Raw genomic sequence first — 20,521 nt, 5'->3', positions numbered from 1 at the left:
CAAGGTGTTTTTGTTTTCTGAAGGCATATTTTTTCTAATATTATTGATCTTTGATTTGCATTTGTATGCCTTAAGTAGCTCGTTTTATCTATCAAAGGCATACATTGCGTATGGAAAACCTTCACTGGCACCAAAATGTATGCCCTATAGCTATATTTTTTCTTCTATAAGGCATACATTGGAATATTTTCAATTTTTGACTAAACCATCAATAATTTCCTACGTTAGTCACTCTTTTTGGAGCTTCTAATGATGCTTGAGTGACTCAGGTGATGGATTTCAGCTGATTTAGTCAAATTTTCTTCAAATTGAAAGTGCAAATTGTCTGATTAAAGTGACTAAAGCATGCAAAATACTATACATTAGTCAATTTTGCAAATTTGCCAAATTATATCAATAAGAAAATCTCATTCCGATGATAAGTTATATCGGAATAAGGAAAAGTGACTATGAATACAGAAACAGAAAGAATCATTATAAGATCAATCCAACGCGGAGATGAAAAAGCGTATGCCGAGATGGCTAAGGATGGAAGCCTGGCTGAAATAGGGTTTGATGAAAACTTTTCAGATTGGGCAGAGGATTGGATAAACGAAGCAGTTGCACTTACTGAAAAGGATGATCCAAGAGCTGATTATATACCTTGCACCATAGTGCTCAAAGACACAGGGGAAGTAATCGGAAACGTTGGATGTACATACTATGAGGATACGGATAGGATAGGTATTTGTTATTTTGCCGGAATGGAATATCGAGGACATGGATATGTCAGTGAAGCAGTTCAGGCATACGTTTTCTATTTCTTTGACCATTACAACGAGAAAGAAATCATAGCCACAATTAAAGATATAAACATTCCATCATGGAAGACGGCAGAAAAATGCGGATTTGAGTTGGCGGCAACCAAGATGTACAAAGATATTGATGATGAGAAGGAAGAACTGTATAGGTTCTACAAGATAAACGGATGATAGATTAAATTGGAAGATAATTTGCTACTAGGTGTTGAGGAGATTAAAGACATGTTTTGGGACAAGATTTCACCTTTATATGACATATTTGAAAATATTTATAACGGCAAGGTATATACCGGTACCGGGGAAAAGGTTGCAGAACTTATAGATTCGTCGGATGAAGTATTGGAATGCGCATGTGGAACAGGTGCTATCAGTATATATATTGCGCAGAAGTGTAAAAAGTTGATCGCAACAGACTTTGCAACCGGGATGCTTCGGAGAGCAGCAAAGAAATGCCGAAATTACCCGAATGCTGTGTTCAAGAAAGCTGATATTACAAATATCAAATGCAAAGATGCCCGCTTTGATAAAGTGGTTGTAGGTAACGTGATCCATTTGTTGCCTGACCCGGAGAAGGCACTTCATGAATTGGAAAGGGTAGTTAAGCCGGGAGGTGAGATCATCATTCCGACTTATATCAATATGTCAAAGGGAACGGGAACAGCAGCGGTTAAGTTCATTACTCTTCTCGGAGCAGATTTCAAAAGGCAGTTTGATCTGGATTCATATAAGGCATTTTTTGAAGACAAGGGATATACCGGAGTAGAGTATTATGTGGTCGACGGGCGCATGCCATGCGCTATTGCTGTAATAACCAAAGCTTAGCGTTTTATATTGGAAAATAATCAGGCATAACAGATTATTCGGAGGAACAGGAACGTGAAAATTGTGGTTATCAATGGAACCGAAAAACGCGGTGTTACATACAGAATGAAGGAAATCTTTTTAGAGCAGTTCAGAGACGATTCGGAAATCACGGAATATTATCTTCCCAAAGATGGTCCGGGTTTCTGTATGGGATGTACTGCTTGTTTCAGGAATGATCAGATTCGTTGCAAGGACTCCGAAAAGGTTCAGAAGATCGAGAAGTCAATGCTTGAAGCGGATCTGCTTGTTTTTACATCACCTGCATATGTTTTCCATACAACCAGCGCAATGAAGGCTATGCTTGATCATTTCGGTTACAGGTGGATGCCTCACCGCCCGGCAAAGGAAATGTTCGGGAAACGTGCGGTGATAATCACACAGTGCCTGGGAGCAGGTGGAAAATCCGCAGCAAAGGATATTAAAGACAGCCTTTCCTGGTGGGGCATCTCAACCATCAAAGTCGTAAGTTTTAAGCTTATGTCTGAAATTGACTGGGACAAGATCGAGGACAAGAGGAAAGCATCCTTCAAAAAGAAGCTGGACAGTATTGCACAGAAAATGCGAGCCATCGATTATAGTAGACCAGGCCACACAGGTGTTGTGGTGAAGGCAAAGTTTTATGCCGTTAGGATGCTGCAGACAAGTCTTGGTAAACAGAACCCTGAATATACAGATTTTAAGTATTGGAATGAAAATGGCTGGATTGGAAAAGCAAGACCGTGGAAATGCCATTAAACCGGAATACAATGTTGAACGGTATATATTAACAGTAGAATGCACAAAGACATAGATAGTGATATTGTCAGAAATACAGATCAGCGGATAAGTTTCATAGGAGAATATATGATTAGATTAGCAGATAACAAAGATTTAGAAGCCATAAATGAACTTAGAAGACAAGTCAATGATATTCATGTTAATGGCAGGCCGGATATATTCAAACCTGGATTTTGTAAGGAATTGGAAGATTATGCCGAATGGTATTTATCCTCTGATAATAATGATATTTTTGTCGATGAACAAGAGGGGAAAATAGCTGGAATGGTAATGGTTGATTATATTTCAAAACCTGAATCCCCATACGGCTTCGCAAGAGACTTCTGTCATATTGCTGAAATATGCGTGGATAAAGAATACAGGCGAAGAGGTATTGCTCATTCACTTATAGAACGTGTCAAAGAAGAGACTCAAAAACGTGGACTGAGCAAAATAGAATTGGATGTATGGGCGTTTAATGACGCTGCGACGTTCTATGAAGCTGAAGGTTTTAAACCATTTAGAACATTTTTGGAATATGATGTTTAGATTGTTATTTCGGAATTTATTCCGGGTTAGGGAGGTAAGGATTATCAGCTGATGATACGAGAAGCAAAAAAAGAAGATTTGGAAGCACTTTTGGAACTGTATCTTTACTTACATGAAGACAGTATTCCCAAGCATGATGAACATCTTGAAAAAATATGGAATCAGATCATTGAAGATCCGAATCACCATCTGATCGTAAATGAGATTGATGGTCAGATTATATCTTCCTGTGTTTGTGTGATCATCCCGAATTTAACAAGAAATATAAGACCATATGCTTTTGTTGAAAATGTGGTAACACATGCGGATTTCAGAGGAAACGGATATGCAGGTGAATGTCTGGATTATGCAAAGAAGATTGCGGAGAAGGAAAACTGTTACAAAATGATGCTGCTGACAGGATCAAAGAAGCCGGAGACTATGCGTTTCTATGAGAAGGCTGGGTATAACAGCAGTGATAAGACAGCTTTCATACAGTGGATAGGGATGGATAAGTAGCTATAGGTAAAGGAGTATGAAATGAAGGTATTCATTGTATATTGTCATCCAAGTAAAAACAGTTTCACATACGAAGTGAAAGAAGCTTTTATCAAAGGACTGGAGAGTGCAGGACATTCATATGAGATTTCTGATCTGTATGCAGATGGATTCAATCCCGTGATGTCGGAAAAAGAGTATATAAGAGAAGGATTTTATAATTTGGATAGTCCTGTATCGGAGGACGTTCTTTTTGAGCAGAAAAAGATAAATGAAGCAGATGCGATAGCTTTTATTTACCCTGATTTTTGGACTTCGTCTCCTGCTATGTTAGAGGGATGGTTTCAACGGGTATGGACTTACGGATTTGCATATGGGGATAAAACATCTATGAAATGTCTGGAAAAAGCTTTATTTTTGATTACCATGGGTGGGTCATTAAAAGATAAGGTAAGAAGAGATCAGCTGGAAGCAATGAAGACAGTTATGGTTGGTGATCGGATCAGAAATAGAGCAAAAACCTGCGAAGTATATGCTTTTGATGAGATGACCAGAGGCTATGGTAATGATGCTAACCGGGATAAAAACGCTGGTAAGTATCTAAGAAAAGTATTTGAAATTGCAAAAAACTTATAAAGTTAAATTGGAAGATAAAGAGGTTAGCAGATGGCATCAAGTAAAGATTATTTGGAATTCATATTAGAGCAGCTATCCGGTCTTAATGAGATAACGCATCGTTCAATGATGGGAGAATATATCCTGTATTATCGAGGCAAGGTGTTTGGCGGTATCTATGATGATCGCTTTCTGGTAAAGCCTACAAAATCCGCCAAAGCCATGATGCCCGATGCGGATATGGAGCTTCCGTATGAAGGAGCAAAAGAGATGATCCTTGTGGACGATGTTGATGACAGGGAGTTTCTTAGAGAACTTGTAGAGGCTATATATGAGGAATTACCTGCCTCTAAGAAGAGATGACTTTTATCTTGGAAAAATAGTTGACAAAAAATATGTAACATATTACATTATTTACATAGGTAATATATTACATATTTTAATGAGGTACTTTTATGAACTACGATGAAGTGATGAATATTGAGAAGGTGAAGTTCGGCGATATGCCTCCACAGCCTTTTTTACTGGGACTTCTAAGTGCATTTGACAATAGGTATCAGGCAGCTGCTGATGCGTATTTCAAGGAGATCACCTGGAAGCAGTTCTTTGCCATAATCTGCATAAACTTATGCAAGGAGCCACCTACGCTTAATGAGCTTTCAGACGTAATGGGCAGTTCGCATCAGAATGTTAAGCAGATTCTGTTAAAGCTTGAGAAAAAAGGCTTTGTTTCAGCTACACCTGATGAAAAAGACAAGAGAAAGCAGCGCATATTCGTCACTGATAAATGCAGGGCTTTTTTGGAACAGAATGACAATAACGGTCAGCAGAGCCGGTATGTGATTGGCCGTATCTTTGAAGGAATCGATGAAAAGAGCCTGCAGACTACCATACAGACAATAATGAAAATGGAAAGGAATCTGAGTGAATTATGAAAACACTTATAATCTACACATCCCAGACAGGATTTACAAAGAGATACGCACAGTGGCTCGCAGACAGAACAGGTGGAGATCTGCTTGATCTTAAGGATGCTCAGAAGAAGAGCTCTGATTACTTTGAAAACTATGATGCAATCTGCTATGGTGGATGGGCTATGGCAGGAAATGTTGTTAAGGTGAAATGGTTCTTTGAAAAGGCTGGTAACTGGAAGGATAAGCGTCTTGCTATGTTCTGTGTAGGTGGTAGCCCTAATGACAATCCGGATGTTGATGTGTTTCTTCAGAATGTATTAACGGATGAGCAGAAGAAGTACATAAAAGCATTCTATTGCCAGGGCGGCTTTAACTATGAAAAGATGAAGGCTCCTTCAAGGCTTGCAATGAAGATGTTTGTATCAACCCTTAAGAATAAGAAAGATGCTACTGAGAAGGAAAAGGGAATGGCTGAGAAGATGGCATCATCCTATGATATATCTGACATAAAGTTCATAGAGCCTATTGTGGCCTACCTTGAGGGGATAGACAATGAGAAAGCTATTTAAGACACTTTTTGCGATAGTAATCATATTCGCGGTAATAATTGCATCTGCGATTGTTATAGAGTGTAAAACAGATCCGAATAAGTGAAATTCGGGTCTGTTTTTCTTTGTTGACATAATATGATAATAGATATAATATATCAAACAGATATATCAAATAGATATATGCTTTATACAAAAGGAGATTACAGTTATGCGACAAAGAATAAGAAAAACAATCCTATTGATATCATTACTTCTTTTCCCAATTACAATGTGGTATTTCTCGCCGTACCTGATCATTAATGCAGCTATGGAACACGTTATTAACGGCAGTTTTATAGTTTTTGCAGCGATGCTTGTCTTTTCAATGTTCTTCGGAAGAGTCTTTTGTGGGTATCTTTGCCCGTCAGGAGGACTCCAGGAATGTGCACTTCGGATAAATGACAATTCTGCAAAGCAGGGGAAACGTGATAGAATCAAATATGTGATATGGATCATCTGGATATGCGCAGTAATCGCTACATTCGTGATGGGTAAGAATGATGTGCGCATAAACCCTTTTTATATGACAGACCATGGCATATCTATTGCAAGCATATACAATTATGTGATCTACTATGGCGTCATATTTTTATTGCTGATACCGGCACTTATCCACGGTAGAAGAGCAGCGTGCCATTATATCTGCTGGATGGCGCCATTTATGGTAATTGGAAGCAGTATCGGAAGGCTTCTCCATCTGCCGCAGCTTCATATTGATGCAGACAGGGATAAATGCATTTCTTGCGGAAAGTGCAGCAGAGTATGTCCAATGGGACTTGATGTAAAAGAGCTTGTTAAAGCCGACAAAAATGCCAAATGCACTGAGTGTATCCAGTGTGGAGCATGCGTCGATGAATGCCCTAAATCAGTCCTAAAATATAAGTTTACTTGGAAGTGATCAGGAGAAAGAAATATGGCTAAGGACAGGAAAATTGATCTTGTGATCTTAGGTCTTTTATCCCATGAAGATCTGACCGGATATGATATAAAAAAGAGATTGGACGGAGCGATAGGATTTTTCTGGAAAGGTAGTTTTGGAAACATTTATCCTGCGCTGAGCTCAATGGAAGAAGAGGGACTCATTTCCAAAAAGAAGAACTCTAAGACAGGTGGACGCGAGAGGATTCCTTACCATATAACTAGCAAGGGAACCAAGGCTTTGAGAACATGGCTGGAGGAAACACAGGTTTCCAATGAGCTTAAATATGAAACTCTGCTTAAGCTGTATTTTGGCGGAGCTGCGGACAGGAGCATCACGATCAGGAACATTGAGATTTTTGAGGAAGACGTTAAGAAAAGTTTGGCGGTGCTCAATATGTACAAAGAAAATCTGGAAAAAGTGCTTGATGAAGAAGACCATGTTTTCTATTATCTGACCGTGACATTTGGAATTGATACCTATGAGGCGTACCTTAAATGGTGCACAAAGGCGAAAAAGCTGTTGAAAAATTGAGGTGAATTAATGGTTAATCAAAAAAGGTACGTGAAGAACGTACCTTTTTTTAAAACAAATTTATTAAAGAAAGATCATTAACATAACGATTGCAAAGCCTACCGCGAAGGTAAGTGCGCCTCTGTCGTTGTCTTGCTTCAGGGCTATCTGAGGAATTTCCTCAATGGTAGTGTAAACAAGAGCTCCACCGGAAACTGACATTATATATGGCAGAAGTCCGGGGAATAAAACAACCAGTACAACAGTGATAATACCGAGAAGAGGTATCGGCGCACCGGATACAACTCCCATAAGAAATGCCTTGCCGGTTTTGGTTCCTGCTTCTCTAAGCCAAAGTGAAACGTTGAGCGCTTCCGGTATATTCTGTAGTGCAATGGCAATAGCCAGAACAAGTGCAACCGATGATGATATCCATTCAGTCTCCATGAAGTGAGCCGCGTAAATAGTTCCAAGTGCTATTCCTTCGGGAACATGATGGATCACTTCCTTCAGCACAGCCTTTATTTTGGGGCTTAATTCACTTTCCGGACCTTCGGTTATATCGGAATAAACATGTGTGTGTGGTATGAATTTATCAAGAAGAATCTGGAAGAGCACGCCTACACAAAAGAATATGGTTACAGGTATGATTCCCTTATGTACATTGGTGTCAAAGCCTTTAACTGCAGGCTCTATCATAGCCCAGACTGCTGCTGAGAGCATAATACCTGAACTGAATCCAACCAGTACAGCTCTCATTTTGTCAGAGAGCTGAGCCTTCTGAGCATAGATGATCAGCGAACCAAGAAGTGTTCCGACAAGAGGAATCAGCATTCCAAAGATTGTCTCGGTGTCGGAGAGTGTATTGGCGCTGTCCAAATGTGTTATAAGTGCGCGGAATCCAATGAACAAAAGAATTGTTCCGCCCATGATCTCGGATCCTGCCTTGTAGCGATCCCCGAAAACGCTGCCTATCTTAACTCCTGCCATTGAAATGATACAAGTAATGACTCCGATTATGATTACTGCAATCACAACATTGATAAGTCTTCCTGAATCAATGATCTCAACCGGTACAGCTACAAAAGTGATGCCGACTGCCAAAGCATCAATACTTGTAGCTACAGCCATCATGAACATCGTCTTAACATCGAATCCCGGTGATACTTCCTCATCCGGACCAAGCGCTTCTTTGATCATATTGCCGCCAATCAGTGACAGTAGAATAAAAGCCACCCATGGCGCCACCATGCTGATAAGCTTAACAAAATTGGAACCCACCAGATAACCTATAAGAGGCATAACTCCCTGAAATGTTCCAAACCATACGCCACACAAGAGATATTCTTTCTTTGTGACCTTGCCTACTGCAAGTCCTTTACAAATAGAGACCGCGAACGCATCCATTGCCAAACCTACCGCCAAAAGCAGTACTTCAAATAAGCCCATAATCCATCTCCTAAAATGAATAATAAAAAGACCAAGTACAGAAAACTATACTTGGTCGTTCCTTCGAAAAAATGACAGCATGCATAGTTCTCCCTTAAACAACTATACATGAGTCTCGCAATTTAAAACAAGCCAGGCCAAAGCCAGTATGTTGACTTGCTACGTTAAAACGCTTGCTACTCCCTCATGGGAAATATGAGAAATCTTATCATTAAAAACGGATGCTGTCAACGTATGATATTTTGCATATATCTTGAAAAGTGCACTCATAAGTATTTATAATAACAATCAAGTTAGCTAGAACTAACATATACATTTTAAAACTAGTGAATGTGTGTTTCTGGCCGGGACTAAAAGAGTGTTTTTCACAGGTGGCAAAAGTTTTAAAACCCGGTGGTACATTCATGATTGTGAATGAATCTGATGGAACGGATGAAACGAGTCTAAAATTTGAGAAGATCATAGATGGAATGAAATGTCATACCATAGAGGAAATAGAAGAAGCACTAAAAAGCGCCGGATTTAGTAAGGTCAAATCCGATCATTATAAGAGTAAACCGTGGATTACAGTAATCGCAAAAAAGTAAGGCTGGTGAATGACGATGTATCACATTGAGAAAAACACAGTACAGGAAACACTTATCATACCTTTGTATGGAAGAAAGGTATGCTCTGAACACTTTCCTGATTTGTTCAAAGATCCCGAAGCAGAGAGCATCTGCAGCATGCTGGATTATGACTTTGAAGAAAAAGGAAAGAAGATGGAGAGCGCAGCAGGACTCTTTGGCGCACTTGAAGTAGCCCAAAGGCAGTACGATCTTGCATGGGAAGTAAAGGACTATTTAAAGAAGAATCCTGAAGCTGCAGTTGTAAATCTCGGTTGTGGCCTTGATGATACGATCCGTAAATGTGACAATGGAAAGTGCAAGGGATATAACATTGATATGCCTGATGTGATCGCTGTCAGAAACGAACTTCTTCCGGAAAGTGACAGGGAGAGAAACATTGCTTGTAATCTTAATGACGAGGACTGGATGAATGCGATAGACGCAAAGGATGGAGCAGTCTTTTTTGCAGCGGGAGTATTTTATTACTTCAGGACTGAAGATATGAAGGTGTTACTTCATAAGATGGCAATGAGATTTCCAAAAGCTGTTATTGTTTTCGACAGTTGCAATAGACGCGGTGCAAAGATGATGACAAAGACCTGGCTTAAGGAAGCGGGGATTGCAGATGTGGGCGCTTTTTTCACTTTAGAGGATAAAGATGAGCTTAAGACCTGGTCTGATAATTTCGCGTCTGTTTCGGCAAAGAGCTACATGCGAGGGTACAGGGACATATATAAAGATGTCAGCTTTTTCCATAAACTGATGATCAAGTTCTGCGATAGTTATGTTAAGATGCAGATCATTAAAATTACCTTTAGGTAATGAAGGCACTGACTCTACTTTCCGTAGGTACAATATTCTATCATCCCATATTACAATCCGTGCATAGTGTAAAGCAAATTGCGAAAACTGTAGACCGTCCTAAGGGATCCACCGCAAGCGATACCCCCTTAGGACCAATTGCATGGAGGTAAGGAAAAATGAATCAATATGTTACAGGCACAGTAATTAAACAGCTTAGGGAAAAGAATAAGATGACACAGCTTCAGCTTGCGGAAAAACTTGGAGTTAGTGATAAAACGGTATCAAAATGGGAAACTGCCAAAGGGTATCCGGATATTACACTGTTAGAACCAATAGCGGAGGCATTTAGAATTTCGGTAACAGAACTTATATCCGGAAATACCATTCATAACGAAAACATATCTGCAAATATGCTGAGATCAAAGTTTTATGTCTGCCCGGTTTGCGGAAACGTCATACACAGCATGGGAGAAGCGGCTATTCATTGCCATGGCATACAGCTTACACCGCTGGAGGCAGAACCTGCAGACGAGAACCACATGGCAGTTATTGAGCGCATTGAGGATGAGTATTATGTGTGGATTGATCACAGCATGACGAAGGAACATTACATTTCGTTCGTGGCTGCGGCTTCATCCGATGATATTCAAATAGTAAAGCTCTATCCGGAAGGCAGTGCAGAAGCTCGGTTTAAAATCCGTGGAGTCAGACGAATTCTCTTTTACTGTAATCGTGATGGCTTATTTATGGCCAATCCTTTAAAGATTTGATAAATCAGTGTAAAACAGCTCCTTTTCAGTGTATGAGAGGGGCTGTTTTTTATAAGTGCTAAAAAAATATTATGAGAGAACATAAATATGAAATAAAGCGATGCCTTTTAACAGCTATCACAGTGCTTATTGTTTCGACGCTGCTTTGTGCATGCATGCACGGAGCGGCTTTTGATGGAAGCATAACCGAAGATGAAGATCATTTTGATATGACCTTTGAAATTCTTAATACGTCTTATTCTCATGAACTGAAGATGAAAGAGGGGGAGGCTCTTGAAGTAACGGTAGATGCAGAATCGGGAAATCTGTCTTTGATCATCCAAAAGGATGATAATAAGCCAATCTATCAGGGAAATAAGATTAAGTCTGCGAAGTTTCAGGTTGGAATTGATACTGAAGGAACATATACACTTACAGTTACAGGAAGAAAGGCGAGGGGTTATGTTATGATAAGAAGAGTTGAAGGTGGAATTAATGGAGAATGAAATTATGAATTATTGTATAGAAAAGAATTACAGAAACAATGATGTTCTTAGGGCATCATTCAACAGACTTGCTGAAAAGACCTTTGGGCTTAATTTCGAAAACTGGTACCAGAACGGATTTTGGCAGGACAACTACATTCCATATTCTGTGGTGATAGATGGAGAGGTTGTATCAAATGTTTCAGTAAACGCCTGTAATATGAATTATAAGGGTAAAACTGTAAAGCTGATACAGCTTGGAACAATCATGACGGACATTGACCACAGAGGAAAAGGGTATGCCGGAGCTTTGATGAAAGAGGTTATAAAAGACTATGACGGAAAAGTTGATGGAATTTACCTTTTCGCCAATGATTCTGTACTTGAGTTTTATCCGAAATTTGGATTTAAAGAAGCAAAAGAATATCAGTATTCAAAAGAAGTGACCATATCCGGTAAATGCAAAGTCCAAAATATTCCGCTGACGAATAAGACTGATTTTGACAGGGCGGCTAAGATACTCGATACAAATAATCAGAACGCACAGTTGTATATGGTAGGAAATCCCGGACTATATATGTTCTATCTGTCACAGTTTATGACGGAAAACCTGTTCTATATTGAGGAGTGTAGCAGTTATGCTGTTGCTGAAATGGAGGACGATACACTTATCTTACATACCATCATCGGGAATGGGGCAGTAGATGAGGTGATCAGGGCATTTGGATCTCAGGTGAAAAAAGTTATCCTTTGCTTTACTCCGAAGGACACCGATGGTTTTGAAAAAAGCGAGCTCCATGAGGAAGATACTACATTCTTCGTACAAGGGAAGTTCTTTGAGGAGAATCACAATGAAGAATACATGATGCAAGCTATAACGCATGCATGATTCGCAACGAAAATTAAGTGTAAAACAGACCTTTATCAGTGTAAGTGATAGGGTCTGTTTTTTGCTGTGGTAATGTATTTTTGAAATGGAGGATATAGTGATGGAAAAGAAAAATAGAAAACTGATCAGATTGATCATTGTTACCGGGATATTACTGATAATGGTTACCTGTAGCCTGGTCTATGCCCATTTAGGAGGATTTAGTACAGGGAAAAGCGCGGATATAGATGAATTTGCAAAGTATGCAAAGAAAATCACAGGTGATGAACTTCCCAGTATAGATGTTCCTGAAGGTACTCGTATTGTTGCGCTTGGTGAAGCAACACACGGTAACAAGGAGTTTCAGGAACTAAAGAAACTTGTATTTCAGGACATGGTAGAAAACAAAGGAATAAGAGCATTTGTTCTGGAAGCAGACACCGGTGGCTGTGAAGCTATAAACCGTTACATCCATGGAGGGGAGGGAACTTTGGAAGAAGCAACCGAAACTCTTGGATTTCAGATTTACAGAACAGATGAGATGGCAGATCTCATATCCTGGATGAAATCTTACAATGAGAAGGCAAAAGAAGGACAGGATATACGATTCTATGGATTTGACATGCAGGATAAAGAGTACGAGTTAAGATATGTCATTGAAGCTCTGAAAGAATACGGAATCAGTACCGCTGGGCTTGATCAGCTAATGGATGGCGTAGATTATTCAGATGAGTTTAGCAGGGAAGACAGAGAAAAAATACTCTCAGAGGTACGAGATATTTTATTAGAAAATCACGATCAGGCAGCAGCTCATTATGCAGATGTGCTGATACAAAACAGCAAGCTCTTTGACGAATATGAAAATAATCCCAATGGCTCATTTGGCCTTCGTGATACCTTAATGGCAGAGAATGTTATGTGGATTCTGGCTCAGGAAGAACAGCTTGGTAATAAGATGATCTTCATATGTGGACATAACGGTCATATGGAACAATTTGGAACGTACCGTGGCGGAAATGATAAGGTTATGGGAAACATTCTAGCGGATAAGGTTGGTAGTGACGCGTACTTTAGTATAGGAACAGATTTTTATAAAACAACCTGCAATTTGCCAAAAAATGAGAAGCAGCGTACAACATTCACTGTTTATTCGCATGATCCTTTGGCAAAAGCGGCATATAAGAGTGGAAACGACATATGTATGCTTGATTTTTCAAAAGTTCCGGATGATTCAAGTATAGCAGCACAAATAAATGGTTATACTTTCATGGGAAGTCTGGGAGATCAGTCCATAGGAGGAATTAACCGAATAGTTATGAGAGCAATTCCATATACTTACAGAGAATGGAAAAATCCTCATGAAGCTTATGACGCCATGATATTTGTTTCCAAGGCGCATCCTACTAAGACAAGACCCAAAACAGGAGATACACTATGAAATTAACAAAACTTGGTATATGTGGAATAATCAGTCTGCTTTCATATACGGCGATGGTTGTGTTTTCGCCTCTTGCTTATCCGGGATATGACTGGCTTAGCATGGCGGTAAGTGATCTAAGTGCTGTCGGAGCTCCATCTGCGGAGCTTGCCGGGCAGCTAAATGCCTTGTATGGACCGTGCGGGCTGGTTTCTATCATGGCCGTCTGCGTGGCTTCTCAGAATCTTAAGACTAAGGTTTTGAGGCTGGGAATATATTTCTTTGCTGCTATGGAATGGATTTCGGATGTTGGATATAAACTTTTTCCATGGGTAGCAGATGCAGACAGTAGTCATCCACAGAACGTGATGCACCTTATAGTAACTGCTCTAGTGGTGATCTTTTCTCTGGCAGCGCTTATCCTGTCAATAATCGGAGCTAAAAAAGAGGGGATGAAGTCTCTTTTTATCTGGGCATGTGTGTGCCTTACTGCGATGCTCCTTGGACCTGTCGGAACGGGAATCATGCCAAAGGCAGTATTCGGATTGTTTGAGAGATTCAGTACCTTTTCGGCAGTAACATTTAACGCAGTGTTGGGAACATTCTTGTTGCTTGGGAAATTCGGTAAGAGTTTTGACTGATCTGCTAAATAAAATAAAGTAAGTGTAAAACAGACCTTTATCAGTGTAACTGATAGGGTCTGTTTTGGGTTGTGATAGATTAGGGTGTGAAAGGGGATGGCATCAAGTAAAGCTTTGGTATGGTTATTGAAAGAGGAGTTAAAAATGAAAAGAAAACATGAGATTATGTGTAATAGCGAACAAGAAATGAACAGACGGGCAGATTCCTTGATAGAGCAGGGATACACGGTTGAGAGACATTCAGGTGTATTGCCTTTTCAGCCGGTTTGCATCCCCACATATAAAGTAGTATTTTGGGGGTGAATCAGCGTAAAACAGGAAGAGAAAAACATATTAGGAAAAGGAGATTGGCCATGACCGATTATATCGCATTCTGCGGACTTGATTGTGAACAGTGTGAAGCTCGTATAGCAACGGTTAATGATGACAACGAGCTTAGAGCAAAGGTTGCTGAAGAATGGTCTAAGCTAAATGGTGTAGAGATAACCCAGGATATGATAAATTGCGTAGGCTGCAGACTTACAGGAGTGAAGACGCCTTTTTGCCAGTCTTTGTGTAAGATCAGGCAATGTGCATTGGGCAGGAAGGTTGTTACTTGCGGAGACTGCAATGAAATGACATCATGTTCCAAGCTTTCTGACATAATCAGCAACAATCCTGATGCAAAGCGCAGACTTGAAGGTAAATAAAGCTTAGGACTTTGATATAATGTGTTGTAGTTAAAGATAATCACGCTATGACAGGGGGATTTATGGAAAACAAGGACTTTATTGAGAATTCTGAATTACGTATAGCTATATGTGATGATGATAAGTCTGACCGGGAAAAGGTACATGTTCTTCTTCAGGACTATTTGAAGAAAAACGCTATAAAAGCCCAGGTCAGGATATTTGATCATCCGGATACACTTATAGAGGAGTGCGAGCATTATAGACCTCATATTTACATTCTGGATATTGTTATGCCAATGGTTACAGGAATACAGGCTGCCAGAGAACTTCGGTGGAATCAGCCCGATGCTCAGATTATTTTTGCAACTTCTGAAAGCTCATATGCATTGGAGTCTTTTGATGTAAATCCTATAAATTATATTTTGAAGCCTATTGAAAAGGAAAAGTTCTTTTCAACTCTAGATATGGCTATTTCTCGCGTGGATATTGAGAGTGATAAGAGCGTTTGCATAAAGATCAAGGGTGGTATACAGACTCTACATCTTTGTGACATTCTTTATATAGAATATCGCAATCATGTGGTTTCATATCACATGGATAATGGCGAAATCATATCAACACCAACCTTAAGGATAGGATTTGCAGAATATCTTTCAGAGAATCATTCCGGTAAAGATTTTGTAAGATGCCATGAATCAATAGCTGTGAACATAGCAGCAATTGATAAATTGACCAAGATAGATATTACACTTCGCGGCGGGGAACAGATACCTGTTACAAAGAGCAGGTACTCAGAGGTTATGGATAGTTACATGGATTATAGGTTTTGAAAGGTAAAATTATGGATAAAAACACAAACAATTATGATATTCCCAAGAGAGATGGAAGTGTATGGCCGGAAGATATCTGTCCTGCATACACCCCAAGAGAGGATGCAATTCCAAGCTTGAAGGGCTGCTGGTATTGTAAATATGCAGATTTTCATTTGAAGGAAGAAAGAGCTCTTGAGGTGGGAATCTGTAAATGGCCAAATAAAATAATTGATTAGCATGAATGATCCGGGAGGTTACTATGAAAATAGAAACGGAAAGATTGATCCTCAGAGAATTCACAGTAGATGACTTTGATGCCTTATATGAAATATTATCCGATCCTGAGACTATGCAGCATTATCCGGCCCCGTTTGACAGAGAGAAAACCATGGGGTGGATAACCTGGAATCTTGATAATTATAAAACTTATGGGTTCGGATTATGGGCAGTCACACTTAAAAATACAGGGAAATTCATAGGCGATTGTGGTATTACTATCCAGAATATTGACGGAGAATTGCTACCTGAAATAGGCTATCACATTAACAGGAAATACCAGAGACGGGGATTTGCAAAAGAAGCTGCGCGGGCTTGCAGAGACTGGGCATTTGAGAATACAGATTATGAGAAGATTTACTCTTATATGAAGTATACAAATATCGGCTCCTACTCAACGGCGATGGCCAATGGCATGAAAAAAGTGAAGGAATATCCTGATCCAAAGAATGAAATATCTTATGCATATGCTATTACGCGTACAGAGTGGGAAAAAGAGAAGGGGCTAAATAATGATCAAGAGTAAAACGAAATATGATATGTGAATGAGATATGATGAGCACTGCAGGTTATGTGGCCTGTAGTGTTTTTTGTTACTCCAAAATCAGTGTAAAACTTATGCAAATCAGTGAAATGGAGAACTTGATGATTTTGAACTGTTATGCTGTAAACATAACAAAAACCGAGAATAAAGGAGATCAAATAAGAAATGGAAAACAAAGCATTGGTTGTTATAGACCTTCAGAATGACATCACGAAGAACTACAAACTGATCATAGAGCGTGTAAATACAGCTATTGACTGGGCATCTGAAAATGACATGCGCGTAATCTATATAAAGCATTTTAATCTGTCTGAGAAAACAAGAACCTTTAAACCCGGCAGCAAGGGAGCTGAGCTGGTCCCGGAATTAAATGTAGTATCAGAGAATATTTTTGAAAAATCAAAAGCAAGTGCACTCACCTGTGAGGCGTTTTCGAACTTTATTGAAAATAATGAAATAAAAGAGTTCTATATCGCTGGAGCTGATGCAACAGGGTGTGTGAAATCTACAAGCTATAACCTTGCAAAATGCGGATACAAAGTGCATGTTATATCTGATTGTGTGACAAGCTATGATTTGAGAAAGCTGCCTGAGATGTACGATTACTATGCTCAAAAGGGCTGTGATGTGTTGACATTTGCAGAATGCAGATAGAGTACTCGTAATGATGGGAGGAAAAAGAGATGAAGATTGAAACGATAGGAATTGTAGTTACCTATATAGTAATGCTCATAATAAATTTTGCTTTGAGTAAACTGTTTGATTTTCTCCCCAATAAGGGAATAAACATTCCTTTTGCTATATATGGAACTGTAATGGAAATAGGAATCTTGCTGCCGGCAATCATTTACACTAAGATGAAGGGAGAAAGCCTTGTTACGAGTTTTGGCTTTCGCAAGATTAGACCTAAAACAGTCCTACTGACTGTTGGACTGACACTTTTAAGTTTGCCGCCATTCTGGAGTGCTAATGTCCTGTCACAGGTATTTGTTCCAAACACTGCGGTAGAAGCTGCATCTGAAATGACATCAGGATCACTGTTTGGTTCTTTCTTTGTTGTGGTAATAGCAGCATCAATCTGTGAGGAGATAGCCCTAAGGGGATTTTGTTTTAACAGATTAAAAAAAGTCACATATCTTTTGACGGCAACATGTATTTCAGCTCTCATGTTTGGGATAATTCATCTGAACATCAATCAGATGTGCTATGCAATTGTTCTGGGAATCATTTTTGCTTTGGCAAATTATGCAAGTGGCAGCATCTGGACATCCGTTATTATGCACAGTATCATCAACAGCTTGGGATTCATAATATTGCTTCTTGGGGAAAAGGCAGCAAATTCGGCGAGACTGGATCTTGCTGAGGCAACCGAAATGGAGAGAGTTCAGGATAATTCAATGCTTATTACAGGCCTTGTTCTACTGGCAATTTCAATTATTTTCCTGCCCTTTATCAAAAGAGTTCTTAGAAAAATCGCAGTTAGTGAGAACAATCCGGAAGCTATGACAAATCTGGGGTTGTGCAAAGAAACCAATAAATTAGAATTTGATGGTGGTATAGCAAAATGATTAGACTTATGGAGAACATTGACTTAGCACAATGTGGCATGATTTATGCAAAAGCATTCCCCATGGAACATTGGGGAATAGATTGGACTGCAGAAAATGCAACAGAATATCTTCGCGATTTTTTTGAACAGAAAAGATTTGTTGGATATGTTTATGAAGAAAATGATGAAGTGCTAGGTTGTATATTTGCGCTTTGTAAAATTTCCGGAAGCAAAGAAGAAATTTACATTAATGAGATGGCGGTACTTCCCGAACGACAAGGGCATGGAATAGGTAAACAACTATTAAATGCGGTCAAAAATTACAGTAAAGAAAAAGGACTTGCAGGCATTGTTCTTTATACAAGCGAGTATGCACCAGCGGCTAAGTTTTACGAAAAGAACGGATTTAAGTTATCAAATGGAACAATATGTATGTATTGCGAATAATTGATAGGAACCAGAAGTGTTCTGAATTTCATAAATAAAACAGATAGCGAGATAAGATATATAGCTGAAGAAAAGACCTTCAAAGTCAGAATGTTGGTCAGTTAAGGAGTCAATATGAGTTTACAGTTATTAAAGGCAAGTACTGCTGATGCGCTTTCATTGAATGGAATATCGAAGCGCGCATTTGACAGTGATGTACTGATCGGTGCGGAATCACCGGGAGGACCTCCCGGATATATGTCATTACAATTTCATACGAAAATGGCACGGCAGGGGCATTTGTATAAATTGACAGATGATGGACTCATTGTTGGCGGAGCAATCCTTTTTTTGGAAAATGATGTTTTGAATGTTGGCAGGATATTCGTTGCACCGGAGCATTTTCGAAAAGGGTATGGGCTTTTTATTATGCGAAAAGTGGAGAATATGTTTCCAGAAGTAAGAGAGTATACACTGGATACTCCTATTTGGAATGTCAGGACAAATAGTTTTTATACTAAGCTTGGCTATAAAGAAATAAAGCGCGATAAGGAGTTTGTATTCTATTCAAAACATAGAGGAGAACTGACCTGGACAAGTGGGGAGGATTAGAATGCACGAGATAACAGTTACAAAAGCAAGCGAACAGCATCTGAAGGATTGCAGGGACGCACTTTGCCGGTCAATGCTCGGCGAAAAATACTTTTCATCACCGGGAAGCGCGGAAGACGCGATACTTGAAGGGATTCGCCAAGAAAATTTGTATGTGGCGTTCATCGGTGAAGAATGCGTTGGCTTTACATATATCATTCCCAAAGGAGCGTTTCACAGTTTTCCATACCTGCACATCATCGCCGTGAAGGAAGAATACAGGAACAAGGGAATCGGCAAGGCTCTGCTGGATTTTTCTGAAAATATTGCGTATGAAATGGCAGACAAGTTTTTCCTTGTTGTCGCGGATTATAATCCGGAAGCAAAGCGGTTCTATGAAAGAAACGGCTATCAGCAAGTTGGAGAAATTCCAAACCTGTACCGTCCCGGAATCACAGAATACATGATGGCAAAAGACCTGAAAATCAATTAAATCAGTGAAAAACAGACCTAAATCAGTGTGATTTGGGTCTGTTTTCTTTTGCTATGATAAAGTATGATCACTACTACATATAAATGTACAGAGGCTAAATTGAAGGCTCTGATACGAGAGATGATTAACAATGGATAGAGTAAGTGGCAGGCTGATCGTGTATTTTGAAGACCCATTCTGGGTGGGCATATTCGAGAGGGTTATCGATAAAAAACTATCAGCAGCTAAAGTGACATTTGGTGCTGAACCAAAGGACATAGAGGTGCTGGAGTTTATTAATCGGAACTATTATCATCTGCATTTTAGTCCGGAGATTGAAACGACTGTAAAGGAAACTAAGAAAAATCCCAAGAGGGCACAGCGCGATGCGAAAAAGCAGATACTGGAGACTGGCATAGGTACTAAATCGCAGCAGGCTCTCAAATTACAACAGGAGCAGAATAAACTGGAACGGAAATGCAAAAGCCGCGAACAAAAGGAAGCTGAGAATCAACGTTTGTTTGAACTAAAACAGGAAAAGAGAAGAGAAAAACATAAAGGGCATTGACCGAAAATTAATTAAAATTGCGAAATGAAGTACAATTAAGCCAAGGCGGGAAAACACGATGATACGGATGTTTTGCCGGATCTGTTTGCAACGAGGTAAACAAGATTACTCTGGCAAATGGAAGAAAGTTCGACTATATTAATTCAGTTTTAATGGGCGAGAACTGCATTACTTTTGCTGACATGAAAAAACAGGAAGGCGATAGCAAAAAGCAGCAGGACGCAATTGACCAGATAGTGGGCGATATAGTTGAAAAGAAAAAGTACGTTAAAAGGAATTCGCTTTTAAGCAAACTTATTACAAGCAGTCACAAGAAAAAGTATGAGTTTCCTATGGGAATTGGTATTACAGAAGAAGTTACCGTGAACGATGCGTGTACGGGATGTGGCACATGTTCAAGACTTTGTCCGATGGTTAATATACATATTGAAAATGGTCGTCCGTTCTTTTCAAAGAATTGTATAAGCTGCGGATCCTGCATCCAGAACTGCCCTAAGAATGCTATCCACCATAATAGAGAGAAGAGTTCAGCCAGATATAGGAATCCACATATAGAAATTGGTGAGCTTTTGATTTCTTAACGATGAAATAGAG

Annotated in this window: 29 protein-coding genes and 1 pseudogene; 29 read left to right on the top strand and 1 reads right to left on the bottom strand. The window is 39.5% G+C overall.

The genetic code is table 11. The annotated features are described in order from the left end of the window. Positions 1 to 449 precede the first annotated feature (449 nt). The 11 genes from G632_RS0109790 to G632_RS0109735 all read left to right on the top strand — a co-directional run bounded on the left by G632_RS0109790 (position 450) and on the right by G632_RS0109735 (position 7,018). Entirely contained in the window at positions 450 to 971 is a 522-nt protein-coding gene (locus tag G632_RS0109790) for a GNAT family N-acetyltransferase (protein ID WP_022768911.1), read from the top strand. Positions 972 to 1,022: 51 nt separating this feature from the next. Next, positions 1,023 to 1,622 (top strand): class I SAM-dependent methyltransferase, encoded by a 600-nt coding sequence (locus tag G632_RS0109785; RefSeq protein ID WP_022768910.1) that lies wholly within the window; start codon positions 1,023 to 1,025, stop codon positions 1,620 to 1,622. Between the two features lie 54 nt (positions 1,623 to 1,676). Further along, the gene (locus G632_RS0109780) at positions 1,677 to 2,399 is read left to right on the top strand and encodes a flavodoxin family protein (protein ID WP_022768908.1); all 723 of its coding nucleotides are present in this window, start codon (positions 1,677 to 1,679) and stop codon (positions 2,397 to 2,399) included. 108 nt (positions 2,400 to 2,507) lie between these two features. Continuing rightward, entirely contained in the window at positions 2,508 to 2,969 is a 462-nt protein-coding gene (locus G632_RS0109775; protein ID WP_022768907.1) for a GNAT family N-acetyltransferase, read from the top strand. Between the two features lie 51 nt (positions 2,970 to 3,020). Beyond that, a complete protein-coding gene (locus G632_RS0109770; protein ID WP_022768906.1) occupies positions 3,021 to 3,467 on the top strand; it encodes a GNAT family N-acetyltransferase in 447 nt (148 codons plus the stop codon). Between the two features lie 21 nt (positions 3,468 to 3,488). After that, on the top strand, positions 3,489 to 4,082 hold the full coding sequence (locus tag G632_RS0109765) for an NAD(P)H-dependent oxidoreductase (RefSeq protein WP_022768904.1): 594 nt from the start codon (positions 3,489 to 3,491) through the stop codon (positions 4,080 to 4,082). Between the two features lie 30 nt (positions 4,083 to 4,112). Next, positions 4,113 to 4,424, top strand: coding sequence for a TfoX/Sxy family protein (locus G632_RS0109760; protein ID WP_022768903.1), 312 nt, complete (start codon positions 4,113 to 4,115; stop codon positions 4,422 to 4,424). 92 nt (positions 4,425 to 4,516) lie between these two features. Next, a complete protein-coding gene (locus G632_RS0109755) occupies positions 4,517 to 4,996 on the top strand; it encodes a MarR family winged helix-turn-helix transcriptional regulator (RefSeq protein WP_022763612.1) in 480 nt (159 codons plus the stop codon). Continuing rightward, positions 4,993 to 5,544: a flavodoxin domain-containing protein gene (locus G632_RS0109750; RefSeq protein ID WP_022768901.1), complete on the top strand. Its 552-nt coding sequence runs from the start codon at positions 4,993 to 4,995 to the stop codon at positions 5,542 to 5,544. Before G632_RS0109755 ends, G632_RS0109750 begins: the two co-directional genes overlap by 4 nt. A gap of 190 nt (positions 5,545 to 5,734) precedes the next feature. Next, positions 5,735 to 6,463, top strand: a complete 729-nt coding sequence (locus tag G632_RS0109740; RefSeq protein WP_022768899.1) for a 4Fe-4S binding protein — start codon at positions 5,735 to 5,737, stop codon at positions 6,461 to 6,463. Positions 6,464 to 6,478: 15 nt separating this feature from the next. Continuing rightward, positions 6,479 to 7,018, top strand: a complete 540-nt coding sequence (locus tag G632_RS0109735; RefSeq protein WP_022768897.1) for a PadR family transcriptional regulator — start codon at positions 6,479 to 6,481, stop codon at positions 7,016 to 7,018. Positions 7,019 to 7,081: 63 nt separating this feature from the next. On the opposite strand, the gene G632_RS22505 is transcribed toward G632_RS0109735, so the two are convergent. Then, a complete protein-coding gene (locus G632_RS22505) occupies positions 7,082 to 8,446 on the bottom strand; it encodes a manganese efflux pump (RefSeq protein ID WP_022768896.1) in 1,365 nt (454 codons plus the stop codon). Positions 8,447 to 8,817: 371 nt separating this feature from the next. Here G632_RS22505 and G632_RS19530 point away from each other — a divergent pair, with 371 nt between their 5' ends. From G632_RS19530 to G632_RS0109635, 18 genes and pseudogenes are all read left to right on the top strand, one after another. After that, positions 8,818 to 9,033 (top strand): hypothetical protein, encoded by a 216-nt coding sequence (locus G632_RS19530; RefSeq protein ID WP_242826717.1) that lies wholly within the window; start codon positions 8,818 to 8,820, stop codon positions 9,031 to 9,033. A gap of 9 nt (positions 9,034 to 9,042) precedes the next feature. Next, the gene (locus tag G632_RS0109720; protein ID WP_026512521.1) at positions 9,043 to 9,876 is read left to right on the top strand and encodes a class I SAM-dependent methyltransferase; all 834 of its coding nucleotides are present in this window, start codon (positions 9,043 to 9,045) and stop codon (positions 9,874 to 9,876) included. A 158-nt stretch (positions 9,877 to 10,034) separates the two neighbouring features. Next, entirely contained in the window at positions 10,035 to 10,628 is a 594-nt protein-coding gene (locus G632_RS0109715; protein ID WP_022768892.1) for a helix-turn-helix domain-containing protein, read from the top strand. A 71-nt stretch (positions 10,629 to 10,699) separates the two neighbouring features. Continuing rightward, positions 10,700 to 11,113 carry a hypothetical protein gene (locus tag G632_RS0109710; RefSeq protein ID WP_022768890.1) on the top strand — a complete coding sequence of 138 codons (414 nt, stop codon included), beginning with the start codon at positions 10,700 to 10,702 and terminating at the stop codon, positions 11,111 to 11,113. A 4-nt stretch (positions 11,114 to 11,117) separates the two neighbouring features. Then, positions 11,118 to 11,981 carry a GNAT family N-acetyltransferase gene (locus G632_RS0109705; RefSeq protein WP_026512520.1) on the top strand — a complete coding sequence of 288 codons (864 nt, stop codon included), beginning with the start codon at positions 11,118 to 11,120 and terminating at the stop codon, positions 11,979 to 11,981. Positions 11,982 to 12,081: 100 nt separating this feature from the next. Continuing rightward, positions 12,082 to 13,398, top strand: coding sequence for an erythromycin esterase family protein (locus tag G632_RS19525; protein ID WP_022768887.1), 1,317 nt, complete (start codon positions 12,082 to 12,084; stop codon positions 13,396 to 13,398). After that, positions 13,395 to 14,018, top strand: coding sequence for a DUF998 domain-containing protein (locus tag G632_RS0109695; protein ID WP_022768886.1), 624 nt, complete (start codon positions 13,395 to 13,397; stop codon positions 14,016 to 14,018). The genes G632_RS19525 and G632_RS0109695 overlap by 4 nt, the downstream gene beginning before the upstream one ends. A gap of 353 nt (positions 14,019 to 14,371) precedes the next feature. Continuing rightward, positions 14,372 to 14,707 (top strand): DUF3795 domain-containing protein, encoded by a 336-nt coding sequence (locus G632_RS0109685; RefSeq protein ID WP_022768883.1) that lies wholly within the window; start codon positions 14,372 to 14,374, stop codon positions 14,705 to 14,707. Positions 14,708 to 14,769: 62 nt separating this feature from the next. Continuing rightward, complete coding sequence (locus tag G632_RS0109680; RefSeq protein ID WP_022768882.1) at positions 14,770 to 15,519, top strand: LytR/AlgR family response regulator transcription factor; 750 nt, start codon at positions 14,770 to 14,772, stop codon at positions 15,517 to 15,519. Positions 15,520 to 15,530: 11 nt separating this feature from the next. Continuing rightward, positions 15,531 to 15,737 (top strand): hypothetical protein, encoded by a 207-nt coding sequence (locus G632_RS0109675; RefSeq protein WP_022763624.1) that lies wholly within the window; start codon positions 15,531 to 15,533, stop codon positions 15,735 to 15,737. 23 nt (positions 15,738 to 15,760) lie between these two features. Continuing rightward, positions 15,761 to 16,303: a GNAT family N-acetyltransferase gene (locus tag G632_RS0109670; protein ID WP_022768880.1), complete on the top strand. Its 543-nt coding sequence runs from the start codon at positions 15,761 to 15,763 to the stop codon at positions 16,301 to 16,303. Positions 16,304 to 16,486: 183 nt separating this feature from the next. Next, positions 16,487 to 16,975 carry an isochorismatase family cysteine hydrolase gene (locus G632_RS0109665; RefSeq protein ID WP_022768879.1) on the top strand — a complete coding sequence of 163 codons (489 nt, stop codon included), beginning with the start codon at positions 16,487 to 16,489 and terminating at the stop codon, positions 16,973 to 16,975. 29 nt (positions 16,976 to 17,004) lie between these two features. Further along, positions 17,005 to 17,889, top strand: a complete 885-nt coding sequence (locus G632_RS0109660) for a CPBP family intramembrane glutamic endopeptidase (RefSeq protein ID WP_022768878.1) — start codon at positions 17,005 to 17,007, stop codon at positions 17,887 to 17,889. Next, entirely contained in the window at positions 17,886 to 18,317 is a 432-nt protein-coding gene (locus G632_RS21180) for a GNAT family N-acetyltransferase (RefSeq protein ID WP_022755695.1), read from the top strand. Before G632_RS0109660 ends, G632_RS21180 begins: the two co-directional genes overlap by 4 nt. 114 nt (positions 18,318 to 18,431) lie before the next feature. After that, a complete protein-coding gene (locus G632_RS0109650) occupies positions 18,432 to 18,908 on the top strand; it encodes a GNAT family N-acetyltransferase (protein WP_022768876.1) in 477 nt (158 codons plus the stop codon). Between the two features lies 1 nt (position 18,909). Beyond that, on the top strand, positions 18,910 to 19,380 hold the full coding sequence (locus G632_RS0109645) for a GNAT family N-acetyltransferase (RefSeq protein ID WP_022768875.1): 471 nt from the start codon (positions 18,910 to 18,912) through the stop codon (positions 19,378 to 19,380). A gap of 130 nt (positions 19,381 to 19,510) precedes the next feature. Further along, complete coding sequence (locus G632_RS0109640) at positions 19,511 to 19,927, top strand: YjdF family protein (protein ID WP_022768873.1); 417 nt, start codon at positions 19,511 to 19,513, stop codon at positions 19,925 to 19,927. Positions 19,928 to 20,004: 77 nt separating this feature from the next. Then, a pseudogene (locus G632_RS0109635) lies at positions 20,005 to 20,508 on the top strand (EFR1 family ferrodoxin); the annotation flags it as partial. Positions 20,509 to 20,521: the final 13 nt, after the last annotated feature.

The sequence above is a fragment of the Butyrivibrio sp. NC2007 genome (assembly GCF_000421405.1).
Lineage (GTDB): Bacteria > Bacillota > Clostridia > Lachnospirales > Lachnospiraceae > Butyrivibrio.
The sequence above is the reverse complement of the archived record's forward strand: the minus strand, read 5'-3'. Positions and strand labels throughout refer to the sequence as shown.